Origin of the sequence: Pseudoalteromonas sp. BDTF-M6, from assembly GCF_018334135.1 — a bacterium.
Classification (GTDB): domain Bacteria; phylum Pseudomonadota; class Gammaproteobacteria; order Enterobacterales; family Alteromonadaceae; genus Pseudoalteromonas.
Genome location: NZ_JAGXTQ010000008.1, coordinates 22,432 through 42,431 on the forward strand (window position 1 = coordinate 22,432; position 20,000 = coordinate 42,431).

Sequence of the window (20,000 nt, forward strand, 5' to 3'; positions counted from 1 at the left end):
AATAGACTTATAAATTATTGATGAAAAAATTTTATTCACTTTCTAATCAAGATATACTAGCAACCTCTGCGCTCAATTGGGAGTCCAAATAGGGAATTATCCGTGAAAATATTCAAAAAATTTTTACAAATCCTTTGCATATGTGGCCTCCTGGGCTGTATTACTCTGGTTGCTTTATACCTTTACGTGAAGCCTGACATCCCCAGCGTAGCGGTATTAAAAGATGTAAAGTTACAAACACCAATGCAAGTATTTACGCGGGATGGCAAACTGATCAACCAGTTTGGTGAGAAGCGGCGAATCCCTGTAAAAATCAACGACGTCCCGGAACCACTTCGAAAAGCATTCCTGGCCACCGAAGATAATCGCTTTTATGAACACTACGGCATAGACCCTATAGGTATAGTACGTAGTGCTTTAGTACTAATATCCACTGGTGAAAAGCGCCAGGGGGCCAGTACTATTACAATGCAATTAGCGCGAAACTTCTTTTTAACTCGTGAAAAAGCATATATTCGCAAAGTTAAAGAAATATTTATTGCCATCCACATTGAGCAATTATTAAGCAAAGATGAAATTTTCGAGCTCTACCTTAATAAAATAGAATTAGGAAACCGCGCTTTTGGTATTGGTGCTGCGGCCCAAGTTTATTATGGCAAATCACTCGATGAATTAACTCTAGCACAAATGGCGATGATTGCAGGTTTACCTAAAGCACCTTCGGCATTAAACCCAATTCGCAACCCGGAGCGTGCCAAAGCGCGCCGTAATGTGGTGCTCTCACGCATGCTGGATGAAGGTTATATCAGTACTTCTGAATATCAGGAAGCAACAAGTGCTCCGATCACTGCCACCTTCCATGGTGCCGAGATTGAACTCTATGCCCCTTATATTTCTGAGATGGCCCGGGCCGAACTGGTTGCCATGTACGGCACCGAGCAAGCCTATAATTCCGGCATCAAGGTCTATACCTCGGTAGAGTCGACCATGCAGGCGGCGGCGCAAACAGCTCTTAGAGACAACCTCTATGCCTATGATATGCGCCATGGTTATCGCGGCCCCGAGGCCTACCTATGGCAACACGACAGTGAAGAGCCCCTCAGCGAACAAGAATTAGTGCAGCATTTAAAAGGCGTTAATACACTGGCCGACCTTCATGCCGGCGTAGTCATGTCAGTTGAAGAACAAGCCATTACCGTATTGACTAAAAATAATGAGCGTCTGAGCATAGATTGGGAAGGCTTGAAGTGGGCTCGCACCTTTATCACCCAGTCGCGCCAGAGCTTTGCGCCAAAAACGGCCGCCGATATTCTCAATCCAGGAGCGCAAATCTGGTACCGCTTCGATAAGGACGGCCAGCCCCTCTTGGCACAGCTTCCCGATGCTTCCAGCGCCCTGGTGTCAATCGATCCCAAGGACGGCCGCATTAAGGCCATCGTTGGTGGCTACAGCTTTGAGCAAAGCCAGTACAATCGCGCCGTCCAAGCCAAACGCCAGGTGGGTTCTAATATCAAACCCTTTATCTATTCCGCAGCTTTAGAGCACGGCTATTCCTTGGCCACCATTATCAACGATGCCCCTATCAATCACTGGGATAAAAGTCAGGGCGTTGCCTGGCGGCCAAAAAACAGCCCGGAGAAATACGTCGGCCCTATTCGTGTTCGCCGTGCCCTGGCCCAGTCTAAAAACGTGGTCTCGGTGCGCCTGATACGCGGTGTGGGCGTGGATACCGCCGCCGATCATTTACTTAAATTCGGCTTCAAGGACGAGGATATTCCCCGCAATGAAACCTTGGCCTTGGGCAGTGCCTCATTAACGCCGCTGGAATTAGCTCGCGGTATGAGCGCCTTTGCCAATGGCGGTCACCTGGTGGAACCCTATTTTATTAGCTCCATAGTTACCAGTGAAGACGAGGTGCTTTACCAGGCTCAGCCCTTGCTTGCCTGTAGCAATGAACAGCGCCGCAAAAACGAGGTACTGGCCGAGTTTGCCGAGCTCGCCAAGCTCGAAGAATTAACCACGGATGAAATCCTCGCCAGTGACCAAGCAACAGCCGCTCAGCAAAGCGATGAGCTCCCAATGCCAGAGCAGCAAGCGATTCCAAGCTGCGCACCACGGGTGATTTCAGAGCAAAATGCCTTTTTAATTGCCGATGCCATGAACAGCGCCATTTGGGGTGGCGGTGATTGGCAGCATGGTACCGGCTGGAACGGCACAGGTTGGCGGGCCACTAAATTAAAACGTCGTGACCTATCCGGTAAAACCGGTACCACCAACAACTCCGTCGATACCTGGTTTAGCGGCTTTAATGCCAACGTCATGACCACGGTCTGGGTTGGTTTTGATAACCCGGGTAATCCATTGGGGCGAACCAGCTACAACAATAACCTCGACCGCGGTCAAATCTTTGGGGCCGAGTCTGGTGCTAAGACCTCTCAGCCTGCTTGGATCGACTTTATGCGCGTCGCCCTTGAAGATCAGCCTTATGCGGCAATAGAGCCACCCGAAGGATTAGAATCGGTGCGCATTGACCTGAAAACCGGGCTACTGAGTCATAACAATGACCATACAAGTCGCTTTGAATACTTCATTAAGGGCACAGCGCCAACCCGCTATGTTGAAAAAGCCCCGCCGGTACTTTTTGAAACTCAGTCGCCGGGAGAAAAAGCCCTGCCCACCGAGGATGAGTTGTTCTAACTAAGAAAAAAAGCCAGCGAATGCTGGCTTTTTTATTTCTTAACGAGTACCCGGGTTAGCTCAACCGGCTTGCAAGCCAGTATAGATCTGAATGCACACCCGCGGCAGTGACTTCCTTACCCGCCCCCGGCCCTTGGATCACCAAGCCGTTCTCCTGATACCAATGACTGTTGACGACAAAGATATTGTCACCGGGCTGCAATCCCGCCAATGGGTCATTGGCTGGCACCGCCACCAGCCCTACCTTGGCTTCCACCTTGCCTTGCTCAATGCGCAGGTCGGCGTTGTAACGCAGCACCTTTTGCTCAGCCTTGGCCTGCTGAGCTCGCGACGATACAAACTCATCTAGCGCATCTAGGTTAGTCTGACATTCCTGCCAAGTTCCGGCTGCCAATTGGGTCGGCATTAAGGCGCTCAGATCAATATCATCCAGTTCCAGATCTAAACCCAGTTCACGGGCCAGGATCAGCAGCTTGCGCTGAACATCACGCCCGGATAAGTCTTCACGGGGATCAGGCTCGGTAAAGCCAAGCTCCTGTGCTGCCAACAGCAGCTGAGAAAATGGCACGCTGCCATCATATTGACTACATAGCCAGGATAAGGTGCCGGAAAAAACGCCCTGCACCCGAGTCACTCTATCGCCGCTATTTTGCAGATCAGCCAGGGCGAAGTTAATTGGCAACCCGGCGCCCACGCTGGTGTTATAGCGCCACTGCAGGTTACGCTGGGCCAAATCTTGTTTCAGGCTCTGATACCAGGCAAAGGGAGCCGTCCCTGCGTATTTATTGGCACTGATCAAATGACAATCAGCCTTGGCAAACTGAGGGTAAAGCTGGCTAAAGGGCTCACTGGCAGTGATATCAATCACCACCTTGTGCTCGTAATCAAGCTGCGCCAAACGCGATATTAACTCCTCGTCAGTGTAGTCCTGCGCATGCTGTTCCCAAGCCGCCTGCCATTGTTCGATATCGATACCGCAAGGGTCAAAAAGCAGGCCTTGGCTGCGCACCAGGGCCACTACCTTAACGTCTATATGCTGACGCAAACGCGCCAACTGCTGGACAAATTGCGCCACAAAAACCTCGCCAACATTACCTAAACCGGCCACCACCACGGCCAGTTGCCGTTGAGAGCCCAACAAACGCTGGTGCAAATAGCCCAGGCTATCGGCATCAATCTCTTCATCGGTTAACTGCAAACAATAACCTTCGCCCACATGCGTAAAACGGCCGTTGAGGTTGAGTTCGCTTACTTCCTGTAGCACTTGCTGTTGGCATTTAGCCAGCTGTGCTTGCGGTGCGACCAGGGCAAAACCGTTGACATTTGACTCCAGCAATTGAGCGCGCTCGCCAAAGTGATGTAGTAGCTCGGCACTGTGTTGCTGCGGTACCACTAGATGCCAGGCACCCCTTACATCGCAGGCGATAAGGCTAGTCTGCAATTGACGTCGTAATTGTTCCAGCTCACCCTGTTCGAGCTGCTTAACCTTGATAACATCCTGCTGCGCTAGGGTAGTAATGAAGTGCTTGTGCTTACAACCGCCTTCGCGTACCACCTCGGTTCCTAAGGCGTCGCTCTCGTAGGAGCTGCGCACCGACAATTTAATGGAAGTGCCATGCAAAGGAGACAAAGTTTTGGCATGCAATACGGGATTGCCCAGCGCCGCCAACAATTGTGCCTGGGAACGACAAATTTTATGGTACTTCTGGGCGCTGGCAACCTTTCTCGGATCCGTGCTAAACACCCCCTGAGTATCGGTCCAAATACACACCTCCTCAACGCCCATATACCGAGCAAGTAAGGTGGCGCTGTAATCACTGCCATTACGACCTAGGGTTACCGTCTGACCTTGCTGATCGGCGGCAATAAAGCCGGTGATCACATTTATCTTATCCGCACCAATGAATTGCTGACATTGCTGTTCATTCACACGATGCAATAGCTGCCCATGCTGGGCACAGAGCAATCGTCGCGCATCCAGCGCCTGCGCTTCAACACCGAGTTGTTGCAGATAGCTGGATAATAAACGCGCCGACCAGAGCTCGCCATGAGCTAGCAGGGCAGCCTCGTGCAAGCTGCCCTGCTCAAACTCTTGCCAGACTTGTGTTAATTCCTGCTCCAGCAGAGCTAAAACCTGTGCGTTAATTTCCCCGCTTAACAGCTCATGGATCAGCTCCTGCTGATGATTACGCAACAAGCTAATCACATCCATACCGCTGTGTAGATCTTGCTGCTCAAACGCTTGCCATAACTTAACCAGCGTATCCGTGGTCTTGCCCGCCGCAGACACCACGACTATGTCACCCACCTGGCTATGTGCCAGGATGATATTGGCAACCGCATGATAACGAGCCGCACTGCTTAGGCTAGAGCCGCCAAATTTATGTACTACCTTGGCCATGAAATTAAACTCCCGCCTAGCTTTGTTGAAGTTGTGCAAAGGCACGTTCAAGGTCGGCTATCAAATCTTCTTTATCTTCGATGCCGACTGAAATACGGATCAGGGTGTCTCCGACCCCAGCTGCTAAGCGCGCTTCCTTGTCCATGCCCGCATGGGTCATGGTCGCCGGGTGACAAATTAAACTCTCAACTCCACCCAGGGATTCCGCCAGAGTGAATTGCTGCACCGAGGTTAAAAACTTGGCACTGTCCTTTAACTCGCCCTTGATATCAAAACTCACCATGCCACCAAAACCACTTTGCTGTGCTTTGGCCAACTCATGCTGTGGGTGGCAGGCCAAGCCGGGATAATAGACCTTTTCCACGCTGGGGTGCTGCTGTAAGTATTCGGCGATGGCCTGCGCGTTTTCCTCATGCTGGCGCAGGCGGACTTTGAGGGTACGCAGCCCACGCAAGGTCAGGTAGCTATCGAATGGCGCGCCGGTAATGCCAATATTATTCGCCCACCAGGCCAACTCTTCGCCAAGCTCCGCAGTTTTGCAAACCACGGCACCACCCACCACATCGGAGTGACCGTTAATGTACTTAGTCGTTGAATGCACCACGATATCGCAACCCAATGCCAGTGGGTTTTGCAACGCCGGCGATAAAAAGGTGTTATCCGCCGCCACCAGGGCTCCTACTTGAGCCGCGGCCGCGCACACTGCCTTAATATCGGTCAAGCGTAAAATTGGGTTACTCGGGGTTTCAACCCATACCAATTTTGGTTTAGCAGCGATCAGTTGCTGATAGCACTGAGCGTCGGTGAAATTCACCACCTTCACCTGCAACAAACCACGCTTTGCAAGCGAGGTAAATAATCGATAGCTGCCGCCATAACAGTCATGGGGGATCACCAGGGTATCTTCGGGTGTCAGCAGTTGCGTTACCAGGTGCACCGCCGCCATGCCGGTAGCGGTAATGATGCCGCGGGCGCCGCCTTCTAGCTCGGCCAAAGTCTCTGCGAGAATATCGCGATTGGGATTTCCGCTGCGGCCATAGTCATATTGTCGCTTGGTATCAAAGTCGGCGAAAGAATAGGTGGTGGATAGATAAATTGGGGGCACAACTGCGCCATGGTGCTGATCGGCATCAATGCCATGGCGCACCGCTATGGTCTGTTTATTTAGCTTAGGCATAGTGCCTCCAATTAAAATAGATGTTTAGACGTCCAAAAGGTTAAAATATCCCGATATAGATGTCAAAACATTTATACGTCTAAATAGCTATATGAGGAATATTTGACTATCCTTTCCAACACGATAAAATTTCGGCCTTATTGATGCCTAAGTGACCAAAAACAAGACGCAAATTATGGCCAAGTGGAATGGTGAGTATATTCACCCTTATGCGGAACACGGTAAGAAAGCCCAACAGGTAAAGAAAATTACCGTTTCAATCCCGCTCAACGTTTTAAAAGTATTAACAGACGAACGCACCCGACGCCAGGTGAACAACCTGCGTCATGCCACCAACAGTGAATTGCTCTGTGAAGCGTTTTTACACGCCTTTACCGGACAGCCGCTGCCCAGCGATGAAGACTTACGTAAGGATAATCCGGAAAAAGTGCCGCAAGAAGTGCGTAAGATCATGGCGGAAATGGGGTTAGAGATCCCGGAAATCGGTGACGATTAATGTTTCCAAACACAAAAAAAAAGCCCCAAGCATAACTTGGGGCTTTTTTTTTGGAGACAAATAATACCAATTCTTTTAAGTATGTGATCAGATATAGCGCTGGATAAATGATGTGCTAACAAGGCGGAATTTTTCTTATGTAGCTATTCTACATAGAAAAACTCCAACGCCGTGAGCATGATATTTAGCCCGCTAGAATGATCAGCTATTTAACTGAGTTGGTATAAATTACTTATCGTTCATGTAATCCGCTGGCAACTCAATTTGCGCCACACCAGATGCCACAGCCGCTTCGGCTACCGCCTTAGCAACACGAGGCAATAAACGCGGGTCCATAGGCTTAGGAATAATGTACTGTGGGCCAAACTCTAACTCGGTAACACCCGATGCCGTTAACACCTCTTGCGGTACCGGCTCTTTAGCGATACTACGAATGGCCTCAACCGCAGCGATCTTCATTTCATCGTTAATGGCCGTTGCGCGCACATCCAGGGCACCGCGGAAAATAAATGGGAAACACAATACATTGTTTACCTGGTTCGGGTAATCAGAGCGACCCGTTGCCATGATCAAATCTTGGCGGGCAGCATGTGCTACTTCCGGCTTAATTTCCGGATCCGGGTTTGAACAGGCAAAGACCACGGGCTTGTCGGCCATCAGCTTTAACTCTTCGGCTGAAAGCAGATCCGGGCCAGATACACCCACAAATACGTCGGCATCGGCAATCACGTCTTGCAGGGTACGCTTGTCCGTGTTGTTCGCAAATAACTGCTTGTATTCGTTCAGGTCGTCACGACGTGTGTGGATAACGCCTTTACGGTCAAGCATATAAATGTGTTCGCGCTGAGCGCCACATTTAATTAAAAGTTCCATACAGGCTACCGCCGCCGCACCGGCACCTAAACACACGATCAATGCGTCGCTGATATCTTTACCCTGAATCTCAAGGGCATTAAGCATACCCGCCGCGGTTACGATCGCGGTACCGTGTTGGTCATCGTGGAAAACTGGCACGTTACAACGCTCGATCAACGCTTTTTCAATTTCAAAACACTCAGGTGCTTTGATGTCTTCCAGGTTGATACCGCCGAAAGTATCGGCAATGTTTTCCACCGTGTTGATAAAGTCTTCCGTAGTACGGTGTTTTACTTCGATATCGATCGAATCAAGGCCGGCGAAGCGCTTGAACAATAACGCCTTACCTTCCATCACAGGTTTTGATGCCAATGGACCTAAATTACCCAAGCCTAAAATTGCTGTACCGTTAGAAATAACCGCAACCATGTTGCCCTTCGCGGTGTACTTATATGCGTTGTTGGCGTCGGCGGCAATTTCGCGTACCGGCTCGGCCACACCTGGGCTATAGGCCAAAGCGAGGTCATTAACCGTTTCCGCACTTTTAGTCAGCTCAACGCTGATTTTGCCAGGAACGGGAAGAGCGTGATAATCGAGAGCTTGTTGACGAAAGTCTGACATGAAAAAGTATCCTGCTAGAAATGTTGGTGAGAGTTCAGGTATCAGGCAAACAATACTGCTTTTCCAGCTATATTCCAAGCAATATCAGGTCTATCCTGTTGTGCGAAATTAAGCGGTTTTAGCATCATGTTCCCGGTTAATTATTTTAATTTCCCCCAGCATGAGCGACATTCCCATGCCTGTACGGGGTCAAAAAAAGCAACTGAAGCTGCATAAATCATAACTAAAGATATAAAAAACACAACCGATATAACAATAAAGAATAAAAGATAGACTCACGTGCTATTTTCAAGAAATAAGAGCATATCGCTTCATTTTCCCTTCATTTAACTGCATTGTTTATAGTTTTATAAATACTATGGAGGACAAAAAAAGCCAAGTGACCTGCATCAATACCGGGAATGGATATCACCAATTGTGTTCGGGAAGTGGGAGAAGGTTGTCTAGCAAGACATAAAGCCAACATGCCTGACTAATGGGCACAAAAAAAGCACCCGAAGGTGCTTTTTTCTAATAAGCAATGAATTACTTCTTGCTGCTAAGCGCACCGAAACGCTTATTGAAGCGGTCAACACGACCACCTGTGTCAAGAATCTTCTGCTTACCAGTGTAGAAAGGGTGACACTCTGAACATACGTCAAGGTGAATGTCTTTACACAAAGTTGAACGAGTTTCGAACTTGTTGCCACAAGAGCACGTTGCTGTGATTGCTTCGTACTTAGGGTGGATACCTTCTTTCATGGGGATAACCTCTAAATAGGCCGTATCGCTCTCCAAACCCGCAGTTTGGCACCATACGCGTTAGTTTCAATGTGCTAAGACCAGTAAAATTGTGCTCAGCACCCTTAAGGCCGCGTATTTTATTGAACTCCTGATTAATGTTCAAGCATTAATTGCCGCTATTCACCTCGCTATGAATTTAGTACATTAACAGCATGTCTAATGCTGTGAGTTTCCCCTTGTCGTCTTCACCGAGCACCCAACAAGTCAACATGTTACCTACCTTAGATGAATGCTATGTGGAAGTGGCCATTAAGGTGCCCTTGCACCGCAGTTTTGACTACCTGGTCAGCGACCCGGAACTGGCAGCCAACCTTAAACCGGGTATGCGGGTACTGGTGCCCTTTGCCAATCGTCAGGTGACCGCCCTGGTCTTAGCTCGCAAGACCCATTCCGAACTGCCAAAAGACAAGGTTAAGGCGATACTCAAGGTAATTGATAGTGCCCCGATTATCGATGCCACCCATCTGCAACTGCTGAAGTTTACCGCCCGTTATTATCACTATCCTCTCGGTGAGACTATTTTTACCGCCCTACCTAAGGCACTGCGCCAGGGTGACGACATTGATAAAACCAGCATTAACTATATTCAGCTCAGCGAGAAAGGCCGCGCCTTACCCACCCTCAGAGCAAAAAAACAGCAGGCGCTAATGTCGCAGTTAGCACAGTCCGGTAAATCGCCGGTAACCGAGGTAAAAGCCCTGGGCTTTACCAAGGCCACAATCGATGCCCTAGTTAGTAAAGATCTTGCCGAGATCAGCATCGAGTTTTCCAGTCATTGGCGCGACAATGAAGTAAAAGTCGCGAGCAAGCCGCAATTAAATGCAGAGCAAGCAGTGGCGTGCAGTGCCATCAATCAAGCTTCCGGCTTTACCAGCTTTTTACTCGAGGGTGTCACCGGCAGCGGAAAAACCGAAGTCTACCTGCAATGCTTGGAGGAAGTTATCAAGCGTGGCCAACAGGCACTGGTATTAGTGCCGGAAATTGGTCTGACGCCGCAAACGGTCAACCGCTTTCGCCGCCGCTTTCCCGATACTCCGATTATGCTCTGGCACTCGGCGCTAACCGATAACGAACGGCTACAAACCTGGCGTTTTTGCCAAAAAGGCAGCTGTGCCATCGTCATAGGCACCCGCTCGGCCATATTTATGCCCTTTTTATCCTTGGGTATGATCATAGTGGATGAGGAGCACGACGCCTCCTTTAAGCAGCAAGACAGTCTGCGCTACCATGCTCGCGATCTCAGCGCTTACCGTGCTCAACAGCACAATATCCCCCTGGTACTAGGCAGCGCCACACCGGCGCTGGAAACCCTTCATCGGGCGATTGAGGGCAAATATCATTTGCTGTCACTCACTCAACGGGCACAAACCAGCAGCGATAATCATTATGAGCTGGTCGACATCAAGGGTCAGTATCTGCAGGCGGGCTTAAGCCATGCCAGCCTTGCCTATATGCAAAAAGAGCTGAGTCGCCATAAGCAGGTCATGGTGTTTCTTAACCGCCGCGGCTTTTCACCTTCGCTTATCTGTCACGAGTGTGGCTGGCTCAGCGACTGCCCACGTTGCAGTACCAGTGCCACCTATCATAAGTCCATGCGCCGCCTGGTATGCCACCACTGCGGCGAGCAAACGGCACCGCCAATGCAGTGCCCGGATTGTGGCAGCACACAGATACACCCGGTCGGTCTTGGCACGGAGCAGTTGGAAGAAGCATTAAGCACACAATTCCCCGACACGCCCATCAGCCGTATTGATAGAGATTCAACCCGTAAAAAAGGCAGTTTAGAAGAAGAACTCGAGCGCATTAACCAAGGCGGTGCCCGCATTTTAGTGGGCACGCAAATGCTCGCCAAGGGCCACCACTTTGCCGATGTCAGCCTGGTGATTATCTTGGACGTGGACGCCGGACTACACTCCTGTGATTTTCGTGCCACCGAGCATTTGGCGCAATTACTGACCCAGGTAGCCGGACGCGCCGGCAGAAGCGGTGAGCCGGGCACCGTTTTATTACAAACCCACTTTCCCGAGCATCCGCTGTTGCAGGACCTGGTCAATAATGGCTATCAGCATTTTGCCCGCTACGCCCTGCAGGAGCGCCAGGAAACTGAGCTGCCACCTTATAGTCATTTGGCCTTATTACGCGCCGAAGCCCACGATTTATCGCTAGTGCTTCGTTTTTTAACGGATTTAGTTCCCGCAACCCACATCCCTAAGATACAATTACTGGGACCGATACCCGCCCCAATGGAACGCGTTGCTGGTAAATTTAGATACCAGTTGCATATCCAGGGTGCAGATAGAAGCGCGTTACACGACTTTGTGGCACAACTTATCGACTACTTAGGCACGCATAAGTTGGCGCAAAAGGTGCGCTGGAATTTAGACATAGACCCCATCGATATGATGTAAAGAGAATCGACACACAGGTATGGCTCAACACGACTACATAAATCGCAAAAGACCCCAACGCGGCGCAAAGAAAAAGGCTCCACCGAAAAAGAAGCTGCCTATCTTGCTAATTATCGCCGCCATTATTTTGTGCGCGGGCTTTGGTTATGGCCTGTGGTATATCAAAAATAATGCCGATCCGGATGCCGTCGAACAGGTAAAACAGCCGCCCAAGCAAGAACAGAAGCCGGTGATCCACAAACCCGAAACACCGGAGTTTATCAACGAGATAAAACAGGCCGAGATCGAGGTGGAGGTCAAAGAGGTTGAGCAAAAAGGCCCTTACGTTATGCAGTGCGGTTCATTTAGAACCTATGCCCAGGCAGAAACCCTAAAGGCAAAAATAGCCTTTACCGGCCTGGTAGCAGAGATCCGTCGCACCGAAGGCAGTAACGGCGTATGGTATAAGGTCCGCTTAGGTCCTTACCCTACCAAACGTGGTGCCGAAAGCGATAAAAACAAACTCAAACGCCAAGCCAAAATCATGGGCTGCGGCATCTGGCTGTGGCAGTAATACCAATTCTCTTAAATAGCTAATCATTCTAGCGGGCTAAATATCATGCTAACAGTGTTGAAATTTTTCTATGTAGAATCACTACATAAGAAAAATTTCGCCTTGTTATCATATCATTTATCCAGCGCTATATCTGATCACATACTTAACAGAATTGGTATAAGCCTCAGTTCCCAGTAAAAATACAGCCAGTCTAAGGGGATTTCGCCTTATACCTTGAAATCCCCACACCACGCCCATATTACCTCGCTATTAGACTCAGCAAAGCCCAGTATGATTCAGGGCAAAGGATTCACATGACTACGATAGTTTCTGTACGCCGCGAAGGTAAAGTCGTTATCGGCGGCGACGGCCAGGTATCCCTTGGCAACACGGTAATGAAAGGCAATGCCCGTAAGGTACGCCGCTTATTTAACGGCAAGGTGATTGCTGGTTTTGCCGGTGGCACCGCCGACGCCTTCACCCTGTTTGAACGTTTCGAAGCCAAGCTAGAAATGTACCAGGGTAACCTGACCAAAGCGGCGGTAGAAATGGCCAAAGACTGGCGCAGCGACCGCGCCTTGAGACGGCTTGAAGCCTTATTGGCGGTGGCCGATGAAACCGCCTCATTGATCATTACCGGTAATGGCGATGTGGTCCAACCCGAGCACGACCTTATCGCTATCGGCAGCGGCGGCAACTTTGCCCAGGCAGCAGCCATTGCCCTGTTAGAGAATACCGAGCTATCAGCACGAGAAATCGTTGAAAAGAGCCTTAAGATAGCTGGCGACATTTGCGTATTCACTAACAACTTCCAAACCATTGAAGAATTGTAATTAAGGAGCAGCCATGTCAGCCATGACTCCCAGAGAAATCGTCCATGAACTTGATCAGCACATCATTGGTCAAGGCAATGCCAAAAAGGCCGTCGCTATCGCCCTAAGAAACCGCTGGCGCCGCATGCAGCTTGATGAAGCCCTGCGTCAGGAAGTGACCCCGAAAAATATTCTGATGATCGGCCCAACCGGTGTGGGTAAAACCGAAATCGCCCGCCGTTTGGCCAAGCTTGCCAACGCGCCCTTCTTAAAGGTGGAGGCCACCAAGTTCACCGAAGTGGGTTATGTGGGTAAGGAAGTTGAGACCATTATTCGCGACCTTGTAGAGATCGCCTTTAAAATGGTGCGTGACCAACAGGCTAAAAAGCACAGTTTCCGCGCCGAGGAAGCCGCCGAAGAGCGCATTCTCGATGCCCTATTACCACCGGCGAAAGACAGCTGGGGTGAAACACAGCCAAGCGAGAACAACTCGACACGTCAAGCATTCCGCAAGAAATTGCGCGAAGGTCAGCTAGACGACAAAGAAATCGAGATCGACATTGCCGAGCAAGGTGCCAACGTCGAGATCATGGCGCCTCCAGGCATGGAAGAGATGACCAATCAGCTGCAGAGCATGTTCCAAAACATGTCTGGCGGCAAAACGAAAAAGCGTAAGCTGAAAATCAAGGAAGCATTCAAACTTCTAGTAGAAGAAGAAGCTGCGAAATTGGTAAACCCGGAAGACGTGAAAGAGCTGGCCATCGATGCGGTTGAGCAAAACGGTATCGTCTTCCTGGACGAAATCGACAAGATCTGTAAACGCGGTGAAAGCAGTGGCCCGGATGTAAGCCGTGAAGGCGTGCAGCGCGACCTGCTGCCACTCATCGAGGGCTCTACGGTCAGCACCAAGTACGGCATGGTTAAAACCGACCATATCCTGTTTATTGCATCGGGTGCATTCCAAATGGCCAGACCGTCGGATCTGATCCCCGAGCTTCAAGGTCGTCTGCCGATTCGTGTCGAGCTTGATGCTCTCAGTGCTAACGACTTTAAGCGCATTCTCACCGAGCCTCATGCGTCATTAACGGAGCAACAAATCGCCTTGTTAAACACCGAAGAGGTGAGCGTCGAGTTTACCGATGACGCCATTGAGAGCATTGCCCAAGCGGCCTGGCAGGTTAATGAGAAGACCGAAAATATCGGCGCCCGTCGTCTGCATACGGTAATGGAGCGCTTGATGGAAGAGATCTCCTTCGAAGCCAGCGATAAGGCCGGTACCACCTTGGTGGTCGATGGTGATTACGTCAATCAGCATCTCGGCAACCTAGTTCAGGATGAAGACCTAAGTCGCTTTATTCTATAATTGAAGAGCCTTCGGGCTCTTTTTTATTGGAGCAAAGATGCTAGTTAGTAAATTACATTATCATCGCCGCACCAAGGTGCTGGATATTCACTTTGATAATGGCGAACAGGTAAGCCTAAGCGCCGAATTCTTGCGGGTGCACTCGCCGTCTGCGGAGGTCCAAGGGCATCACCAGGGTCCACCCAAACTGGTTACCAATAAAAAAGCAGTGGCCATTAAGGAAATAGAGGCCGTTGGCCACTACGCGGTGCGCCTGCACTTTGATGATGGCCATCAAAGTGGTCTGTATAGCTTTGGTTATCTTGCCGAGCTTGGTGCTCATGCCGAGCAACTCTGGCAAAGCTATCTCGAGCGCGTAAAAGCGGCCAACGCTCAGCGCGATGCCAGTATCGCCATCCGCGTCACTCCCTAAAGCCTCTTAATGGCGCTACAAATAGACAATAAAAAAGCCGCGGATGCGGCTTTTTTAAATTTTGCGCTGCGCTTAAACCTGATATTTGGCCACCGCTTCGCGTAATACCCTGGCCTGCTGCGCCACTTCTTCACTGGTGTGGGCATTGGTGCTGGCATGGCCGCTGGCCTGCTCGGCGATATCACGAATACGCACCACGTTTTGATTCACTTCCGATGCCACTTGCGATTGCTGCTCAATGGCCACCGCAATTTGTGTGCTCATTTCCATAATGGTTTCGATTTCCTGGGTGATATTACCCAACAGATCTCCGGCTCTTGAAGCCTGCTCGGCGCTCTCTCCGCCCTGCTCACGACAACGTTGCATAATGCTGACCACTTCCTGAGTACGCTGCTGCAAGGCCGAAATGATGTTCTCAATTTCCTGGGTTGAGTCCTGGGTGCGTTGCGCCAAGGAACGCACCTCATCGGCAACCACGGCAAAACCACGACCCTGCTCGCCGGCACGGGCCGCTTCAATGGCGGCATTGAGCGCCAACAGGTTGGTCTGCTCGGCAATACCGCGGATCACATCCAGCACCGAGCCTATGGTATCGGCATCCTTCTCCAACTGCCCCACCACCTGTGAAGCGCCACCCAGGGATTCAGACAGCTCGGCGATACGCGACACCGTTGAGTCCACTTCCTGACGGCCCTGAGCGGCATTGTCATTGGTGGTTTGTGCACGCATGGCAGCTTCTTCGGTATTACCGGAGATATCATGAATAGTGGCTTGCATCTCGGTGGCCGCGGTGGCCACCATGTCCGCTTCCTGCAGCTGCTCTTGTACCCCGGCGCTGGTTGAGGCCGTGGTATTGGCCAGCTCGGCTGTGGCCCCATTAAGGGTTTCCAGTGCGCTGTTAACATCGAATATCAAGCCGCGAAAATCCGAGGTCAAGGCATTGATATTATTACTTAACTCGGCAATCTCATCCTTGCCCTGCACGGGGATTTGCAGGCTCAGATCGTTTTCCTGACGAATGCGGGCAATGGCCGCTACGGCACCCTCGATAGGCTGAATAATGGCGCGACTGGTCATCAGCAGTAATACAAAGACTAACAGTGAAGCGATCACCAAGATGCTTATTGCCAACACCTGAGACGATCGCATCTGCGCATCGATTTGTTCCTTGGTACTTAACAACACCTGGGTAACAAGCTGATCACTGGCTTCCACCGAGGCCAGTAATTTACCCAAGGCGCCGCTTTCCAGATTAAAGCCCAGCGCCTGTTGCGCCTCTACCAGTGCCTTGAACTTAAAATGATATTGAGACAATAAACCGGTCAGGCGCGAACGATAGCCGCTATCAAGATCGGCACTGGCAATCTGCTCCTCCAGGCGGGCAAAATGCTGCTCAAATTTGTCGAAATACTTGCTGTCCAGACGCAACATAAAATCTTTTTCGGCGCGACGCAGTTGCAGCATTAACGCCAGCATTTCAAAGTTCTGTTGCTCTTTAAGTAACTCTTCAACCTTGTGTACGGCACTGCGCAGTTCGCCATAAAGGGCATCTTTGGGGTGTAAGCCGATAACCCGCTGCAGGCTGACCACATGTTCAAAGTCTTCCTTGTAGATACGAACCTGCTGCGCAAACTGGTCAATTTGTTGGGGGGCCACGCCGAGGGCGGTAAATTGCTCGCGCAGATGGTCAATACGATTTTCCAGAGCGCTGTACTCATTGGCAAAGGATTCGAGAGCGTCTTCGTTTTTATAGAATAAGAAGTTTTTCTCGTACTTACGCATGGATAGCTCATGAACATTCAACTCTTCGGCATTTTCCAGGGTGGCGTTGAGCAGGCTCATAACCTGAGCTGCATACATCACCACGGCGAAGAGCACCAATAAAGCCGCTGCGACCACCGCGCCGTTAACTTGAAGGCGGCGTTTGATGGTGAGCTTTTTCATAAAATTCATGGCTAATACCTTATTATTCTTTACGGCAGTATTTTATCCGCGGATTCTAGCTAGCAACGGGGATACATCGCAATCTCTTTGTCGCTTTAAGCCATATTTAGGATGAAAACCGTACTAAATAACTAGCCCAAATTTATGTTAAAGCACTCCTTGCCAAAGTTGCTGGTTCAAACTTTGCCTTTCCTGCCATTGTCCGGCCATCAGCCAGGAAATGAGCGGTGCCGGATCATGAGGGAAATTGATACGCTCTTTTTTATCCATATTAAGCCAATCATCCAGGGCATCCTGATCCAAATAGTGCATCACATGCGCTCTTTTCATGTTTTGCAAGGTTAAGGCATTGGAGTGTTGCTCAAACTGACCATTAAGAGGTTTCAATAAGAGTTTTTTGCCTAAGGTCAGCGCTTCGCTCGACAATTCAAAGCCGGCATTGGCAATCACGCCGCTGGCACTGGCCAGGTCCCGCAAAAAGCCCAACCTGGACGGTTTACGTAAGTGAATGTGGGCCATGGATTGGTCTTGTGCCTGGGGGTGGTAGCAATAAAATTCTTTACCTGGGAAGTCCTTCAAATACGCGATGACTTCACCTAGATCCTCAAAGGGAAGATAAACCAGCACCTTATTATCGACATATTCACTATCGACCGGACCGGCATGCTCTATAAAGGGCGGAATAATGGAATCATCAAAGGGTTGCCAGTGCACACCAAGGTAAACATCGGCGGGAGCAAAGTTACGTATCATCGCCTTGGTCAGTATGTTGTCTCCGGTGACCGGTACACTGTTGGAAAGAAACGCCGCCTGATGGCTCATGCCCACAACCGGCACCTTTTGTCGCTTTGCCGCCCACGCGGTGACTGGCTCAAAATCGTTAATCACCAGATCATAATGCTTTATATCCAGCTCACGTATGTCCTTGAGCAATTCGCATACCTTGGCATTTTTAAGGGTTTTCAGACCATTTACACGACCTCGTTCGGTGACGAAGGTTAACCCCTGGCGGGTCTGGTAAGGGCCGAATTCATGCATATCAAAATACTGGTCGCGACTGCGCCCGGAAAACAAGTAATCCACCTCGGCTCCGGCCTTGGCAAACGCCTTTGCCATCACGCGAGCGCGCGTTGTATGACCATTCCCTGTGCCCTGTACGCCATAAAGTATCTTCATAAAGTCCCTGTGATTAGTAATGCAAATACGGCACAGCCGTACCCAAGTAATGAACCCAACACTATGTCTAGCGGGTAATGCACGCCAAGCAGCACCCGTGAACAGGCCACCAAGGCGGCCCAGCCATATAAGTAGGGTGCGAGTTGCGGATAAAACTGGCCGACAATAACGGCGAACACCCAAGCCGCGGCACTGTGCCCGGAGGGCAGACTGAATTTGTCGCTGGGGCGAATATGAGCATAACGGGTTAACCCGTCACAGGGGCGGACGCGCTGGAACAGATTTTTGGTGAAAAAGTAGATGGGTCGCTCAATGGCATAACCAAGCAGCAACACCAGCAGCAAGGTGATCTGCTCCGGGGTGCTGTAAATCAGCAAATAAAGTCCAAACAAGGCATACAAAATGCCGTCACCGGAGCGCGACATTAAGCGAATGCTATGATGCTGCCAGCGCCGGTACCGAGCTCGAAACAACACCTTAAACAACGCCCGATCAAAACGATCCAGTTGCGCAAGTATCATGTTCTTTCGCCTGTAATATGTTCATAGCTTTGAATATAGTCAGCAAAAATAACAGATACATGACGTTTTTTAGACAGTAATGTGTCTTGCCTTGTTATTTACTTAGGTACTAGGCCATCGCCCCTTTACAGGTCAATACCTTAGCTTGCTAAGCCCCATAACCTAGGTATACTTGAGACAACAAAGTCTCTAGGAGAGTCCGATGGAATATAGTACCTCTGAACTGTGTGATCACTTTGCTGATGTAGTCGATGTACTCGAACCTATGTTCATTAATTTTGGTGGCCGCGTTGCCTTTTGCGGGCGTATTCGCACCATCAAGTGTTTTGAAAGTAACCAGCTCATTCGCGAAGTTTTGCAACAAGATGGTACCAATTCGGTACTCTTAGTCGATGGCGGTGGTTCTACTCGCCGTGCCCTGCTCGACATCGAACTGGCGGAGCTGGCGGTGGAAAACAACTGGGAAGGGATCATAGTGTATGGCGCCGTACGCCATGTCGATGAGCTCGAAGAGTTAGAGCTTGGCATACAAGCCATCGCCTCTATTCCCGTGGCCGCCGACAACCTGGCCCCGGGTGAAGAAGGCATTCCGGTTAATTTCGCCGGCGTTTCCTTCTATGAAGACGATTTTCTGTACGCCGATAGCACCGGTATTATTATCTCCGCCGAAGAGCTTGAACTCGAGTATGTCGAGGACGACGAGCTAATTGGCCTAGACGATTAATCGCCGCTATGGAATATGCAGTTAGTATCTATGACGAGCAGAGCATTGCCGACTTGGTTGCCGCCCGCAACGCCGAGCAGCGCGTCTTTCAAAGCATTGCCCTGCTCGATACCGAGGTGGAATTTAGCCAGGCGCTAAAAGACGCCAAAGATTTTGGTATTCGCTATGTGATCTTAGGCATCCCCGAAGACATAGGCCCCCGAGCCAATCTAGGAAAAGGCGGTGCCGACCAAGGTTTTCGTGCTTTTTTGGCGAAGTTCCTCAATATCCCGGTCAATGAATTTACCCCGGTGCAGGACGTGTTGCTGCTTGGAGAGGTCGATTGTGCCGATCTGCAACAACAAAGTCAGGCACTCGATAATGGTAACGCCGACGACTTAGCGCAATTGCGAGCCTTATGCAGTGAGCTGGATCAACGTATTGAGCCTGTTATCGCCGCCATTTTCGCGGCCGGACTGACGCCCATTGTGATTGGCGGCGGCCATAACAATTGCTACCCGCTCTTAGCGGCCAGCGCCAAGCATTACAACACAGCAGTTAATGCCATTAACCTTGATCCTCACGGCGATTTCCGCGCCCTTGAAGGTCGCCATAGCGGCAATGGCTTCCATTACGCTGCGGCGGAGGGTTACCTGAAGCACTATCATGTGGTGGCATTGGATCAGCAAAAGAATAATGCCGCCATCTTAGCGGCCATGGCCCAGCATGACAGCACCTATACCAGCTATCACAGCCTGAAGGTGCTGGCACAAACCTCGATTGCACAAAGTGTTAATGATGCCCTGGACAGCTTTACCCACCAGGCACCTTTGGCCATAGAGTTGGATATCGATGCCATTACCCTGGCACCAGCCAGTGCCTTGAATTATCGAGGTATGTCTTTAGGTGACGCCGAGCAATATGTGTATAACGCCACCTGCGATAGCGATGTGGCCTATTTACATTTATGTGAAGCGGCACCCAGCCAGGACCCGAATGGCTCCAGCGCCGGTTTTAATGCCGCCGGACAGCTGCTTAGCGCTCTAGTGATCGCCTTCTTACGCGCTCGCTACCACAGCTAAACAAAGAATAAGCG

The 20,000-nt window shown here is 50.3% G+C and carries 16 protein-coding genes; 9 read left to right on the top strand and 7 right to left on the bottom strand.

Annotation, left to right across the window (positions count from 1 at the left end; translation table 11 throughout):
- Positions 1 to 102: 102 nt before the first annotated feature.
- Entirely contained in the window at positions 103 to 2,697 is a 2,595-nt protein-coding gene (locus tag KD147_RS15450; RefSeq protein ID WP_105253234.1) for a penicillin-binding protein 1A, read from the top strand.
- 55 nt (positions 2,698 to 2,752) lie between these two features.
- Here the strand turns inward: KD147_RS15450 and metL are convergent, their stop codons facing one another.
- Together metL and metB are read right to left on the bottom strand one after the other, a co-directional pair.
- Positions 2,753 to 5,098 (bottom strand): bifunctional aspartate kinase/homoserine dehydrogenase II, encoded by a 2,346-nt coding sequence (metL, locus tag KD147_RS15455; protein WP_212548431.1) that lies wholly within the window; start codon positions 5,096 to 5,098, stop codon positions 2,753 to 2,755.
- Between the two features lie 16 nt (positions 5,099 to 5,114).
- Positions 5,115 to 6,275 (bottom strand): cystathionine gamma-synthase, encoded by a 1,161-nt coding sequence (metB, locus tag KD147_RS15460; RefSeq protein ID WP_212548432.1) that lies wholly within the window; start codon positions 6,273 to 6,275, stop codon positions 5,115 to 5,117.
- A gap of 175 nt (positions 6,276 to 6,450) precedes the next feature.
- Between metB and metJ the strand changes: the two genes are divergently transcribed.
- Positions 6,451 to 6,771, top strand: a complete 321-nt coding sequence (metJ, locus tag KD147_RS15465) for a met regulon transcriptional regulator MetJ (RefSeq protein ID WP_105188540.1) — start codon at positions 6,451 to 6,453, stop codon at positions 6,769 to 6,771.
- Positions 6,772 to 6,999: 228 nt separating this feature from the next.
- Here metJ and KD147_RS15470 read toward each other — a convergent pair whose 3' ends face one another.
- Positions 7,000 to 8,247: a malic enzyme-like NAD(P)-binding protein gene (locus KD147_RS15470; RefSeq protein ID WP_105253237.1), complete on the bottom strand. Its 1,248-nt coding sequence runs from the start codon at positions 8,245 to 8,247 to the stop codon at positions 7,000 to 7,002.
- Between the two features lie 525 nt (positions 8,248 to 8,772).
- Complete coding sequence (gene rpmE / locus KD147_RS15475; protein ID WP_105253238.1) at positions 8,773 to 8,988, bottom strand: 50S ribosomal protein L31; 216 nt, start codon at positions 8,986 to 8,988, stop codon at positions 8,773 to 8,775.
- A gap of 251 nt (positions 8,989 to 9,239) precedes the next feature.
- Here rpmE and priA point away from each other — a divergent pair, with 251 nt between their 5' ends.
- From priA to KD147_RS15500, 5 genes are all read left to right on the top strand, one after another.
- Positions 9,240 to 11,438 carry a primosomal protein N' gene (priA, locus tag KD147_RS15480; RefSeq protein ID WP_212548477.1) on the top strand — a complete coding sequence of 733 codons (2,199 nt, stop codon included), beginning with the start codon at positions 9,240 to 9,242 and terminating at the stop codon, positions 11,436 to 11,438.
- 19 nt (positions 11,439 to 11,457) lie between these two features.
- On the top strand, positions 11,458 to 11,991 hold the full coding sequence (locus KD147_RS15485; protein ID WP_212548433.1) for an SPOR domain-containing protein: 534 nt from the start codon (positions 11,458 to 11,460) through the stop codon (positions 11,989 to 11,991).
- Positions 11,992 to 12,287: 296 nt separating this feature from the next.
- On the top strand, positions 12,288 to 12,806 hold the full coding sequence (gene hslV / locus KD147_RS15490; protein ID WP_105199337.1) for an ATP-dependent protease subunit HslV: 519 nt from the start codon (positions 12,288 to 12,290) through the stop codon (positions 12,804 to 12,806).
- Positions 12,807 to 12,819: 13 nt separating this feature from the next.
- Positions 12,820 to 14,148, top strand: coding sequence for an ATP-dependent protease ATPase subunit HslU (gene hslU, locus KD147_RS15495; RefSeq protein ID WP_105253241.1), 1,329 nt, complete (start codon positions 12,820 to 12,822; stop codon positions 14,146 to 14,148).
- Positions 14,149 to 14,185: 37 nt separating this feature from the next.
- A complete protein-coding gene (locus tag KD147_RS15500) occupies positions 14,186 to 14,560 on the top strand; it encodes a gamma-butyrobetaine hydroxylase family protein (protein ID WP_105253242.1) in 375 nt (124 codons plus the stop codon).
- Between the two features lie 72 nt (positions 14,561 to 14,632).
- On the opposite strand, the gene KD147_RS15505 is transcribed toward KD147_RS15500, so the two are convergent.
- The 3 genes from KD147_RS15505 to KD147_RS15515 all read right to left on the bottom strand — a co-directional run bounded on the left by KD147_RS15505 (position 14,633) and on the right by KD147_RS15515 (position 18,201).
- Positions 14,633 to 16,513 (bottom strand): methyl-accepting chemotaxis protein, encoded by a 1,881-nt coding sequence (locus KD147_RS15505; protein WP_212548434.1) that lies wholly within the window; start codon positions 16,511 to 16,513, stop codon positions 14,633 to 14,635.
- 138 nt (positions 16,514 to 16,651) lie between these two features.
- Complete coding sequence (locus KD147_RS15510) at positions 16,652 to 17,680, bottom strand: MJ1255/VC2487 family glycosyltransferase (protein ID WP_212548435.1); 1,029 nt, start codon at positions 17,678 to 17,680, stop codon at positions 16,652 to 16,654.
- Positions 17,677 to 18,201 (bottom strand): phosphatase PAP2 family protein, encoded by a 525-nt coding sequence (locus KD147_RS15515; protein ID WP_212548436.1) that lies wholly within the window; start codon positions 18,199 to 18,201, stop codon positions 17,677 to 17,679. The genes KD147_RS15510 and KD147_RS15515 overlap by 4 nt, the downstream gene beginning before the upstream one ends.
- Positions 18,202 to 18,403: 202 nt before the next feature.
- On the opposite strand from KD147_RS15515, the gene rraA reads away from it, so the two are divergent.
- Together rraA and KD147_RS15525 are read left to right on the top strand one after the other, a co-directional pair.
- Entirely contained in the window at positions 18,404 to 18,925 is a 522-nt protein-coding gene (gene rraA, locus KD147_RS15520) for a ribonuclease E activity regulator RraA (RefSeq protein WP_212548437.1), read from the top strand.
- An 8-nt stretch (positions 18,926 to 18,933) separates the two neighbouring features.
- On the top strand, positions 18,934 to 19,986 hold the full coding sequence (locus KD147_RS15525; protein ID WP_212548438.1) for a formimidoylglutamase: 1,053 nt from the start codon (positions 18,934 to 18,936) through the stop codon (positions 19,984 to 19,986).
- Positions 19,987 to 20,000 lie beyond the last annotated feature (14 nt).

Excerpts from the sequence above, each read along its gene's own strand:
- metL (WP_212548431.1), bottom strand. The coding sequence starts at position 5,098 with ATGGCCAAGGTAGTACATAAATTTGGCGGCTCTAGCCTAAGCAGTGCG.
- metB (WP_212548432.1), bottom strand. The coding sequence starts at position 6,275 with ATGCCTAAGCTAAATAAACAGACCATAGCGGTGCGCCATGGCATTGAT.
- metJ (WP_105188540.1), top strand. The coding sequence starts at position 6,451 with ATGGCCAAGTGGAATGGTGAGTATATTCACCCTTATGCGGAACACGGT.
- KD147_RS15470 (WP_105253237.1), bottom strand. The coding sequence starts at position 8,247 with ATGTCAGACTTTCGTCAACAAGCTCTCGATTATCACGCTCTTCCCGTT.
- rpmE (WP_105253238.1), bottom strand. The coding sequence starts at position 8,988 with ATGAAAGAAGGTATCCACCCTAAGTACGAAGCAATCACAGCAACGTGC.
- priA (WP_212548477.1), top strand. The coding sequence starts at position 9,240 with ATGTTACCTACCTTAGATGAATGCTATGTGGAAGTGGCCATTAAGGTG.
- KD147_RS15485 (WP_212548433.1), top strand. The coding sequence starts at position 11,458 with ATGGCTCAACACGACTACATAAATCGCAAAAGACCCCAACGCGGCGCA.
- hslV (WP_105199337.1), top strand. The coding sequence starts at position 12,288 with ATGACTACGATAGTTTCTGTACGCCGCGAAGGTAAAGTCGTTATCGGC.
- hslU (WP_105253241.1), top strand. The coding sequence starts at position 12,820 with ATGTCAGCCATGACTCCCAGAGAAATCGTCCATGAACTTGATCAGCAC.
- KD147_RS15500 (WP_105253242.1), top strand. The coding sequence starts at position 14,186 with ATGCTAGTTAGTAAATTACATTATCATCGCCGCACCAAGGTGCTGGAT.
- KD147_RS15505 (WP_212548434.1), bottom strand. The coding sequence starts at position 16,513 with ATGAATTTTATGAAAAAGCTCACCATCAAACGCCGCCTTCAAGTTAAC.
- KD147_RS15510 (WP_212548435.1), bottom strand. The coding sequence starts at position 17,680 with ATGAAGATACTTTATGGCGTACAGGGCACAGGGAATGGTCATACAACG.
- KD147_RS15515 (WP_212548436.1), bottom strand. The coding sequence starts at position 18,201 with ATGATACTTGCGCAACTGGATCGTTTTGATCGGGCGTTGTTTAAGGTG.
- rraA (WP_212548437.1), top strand. The coding sequence starts at position 18,404 with ATGGAATATAGTACCTCTGAACTGTGTGATCACTTTGCTGATGTAGTC.
- KD147_RS15525 (WP_212548438.1), top strand. The coding sequence starts at position 18,934 with ATGGAATATGCAGTTAGTATCTATGACGAGCAGAGCATTGCCGACTTG.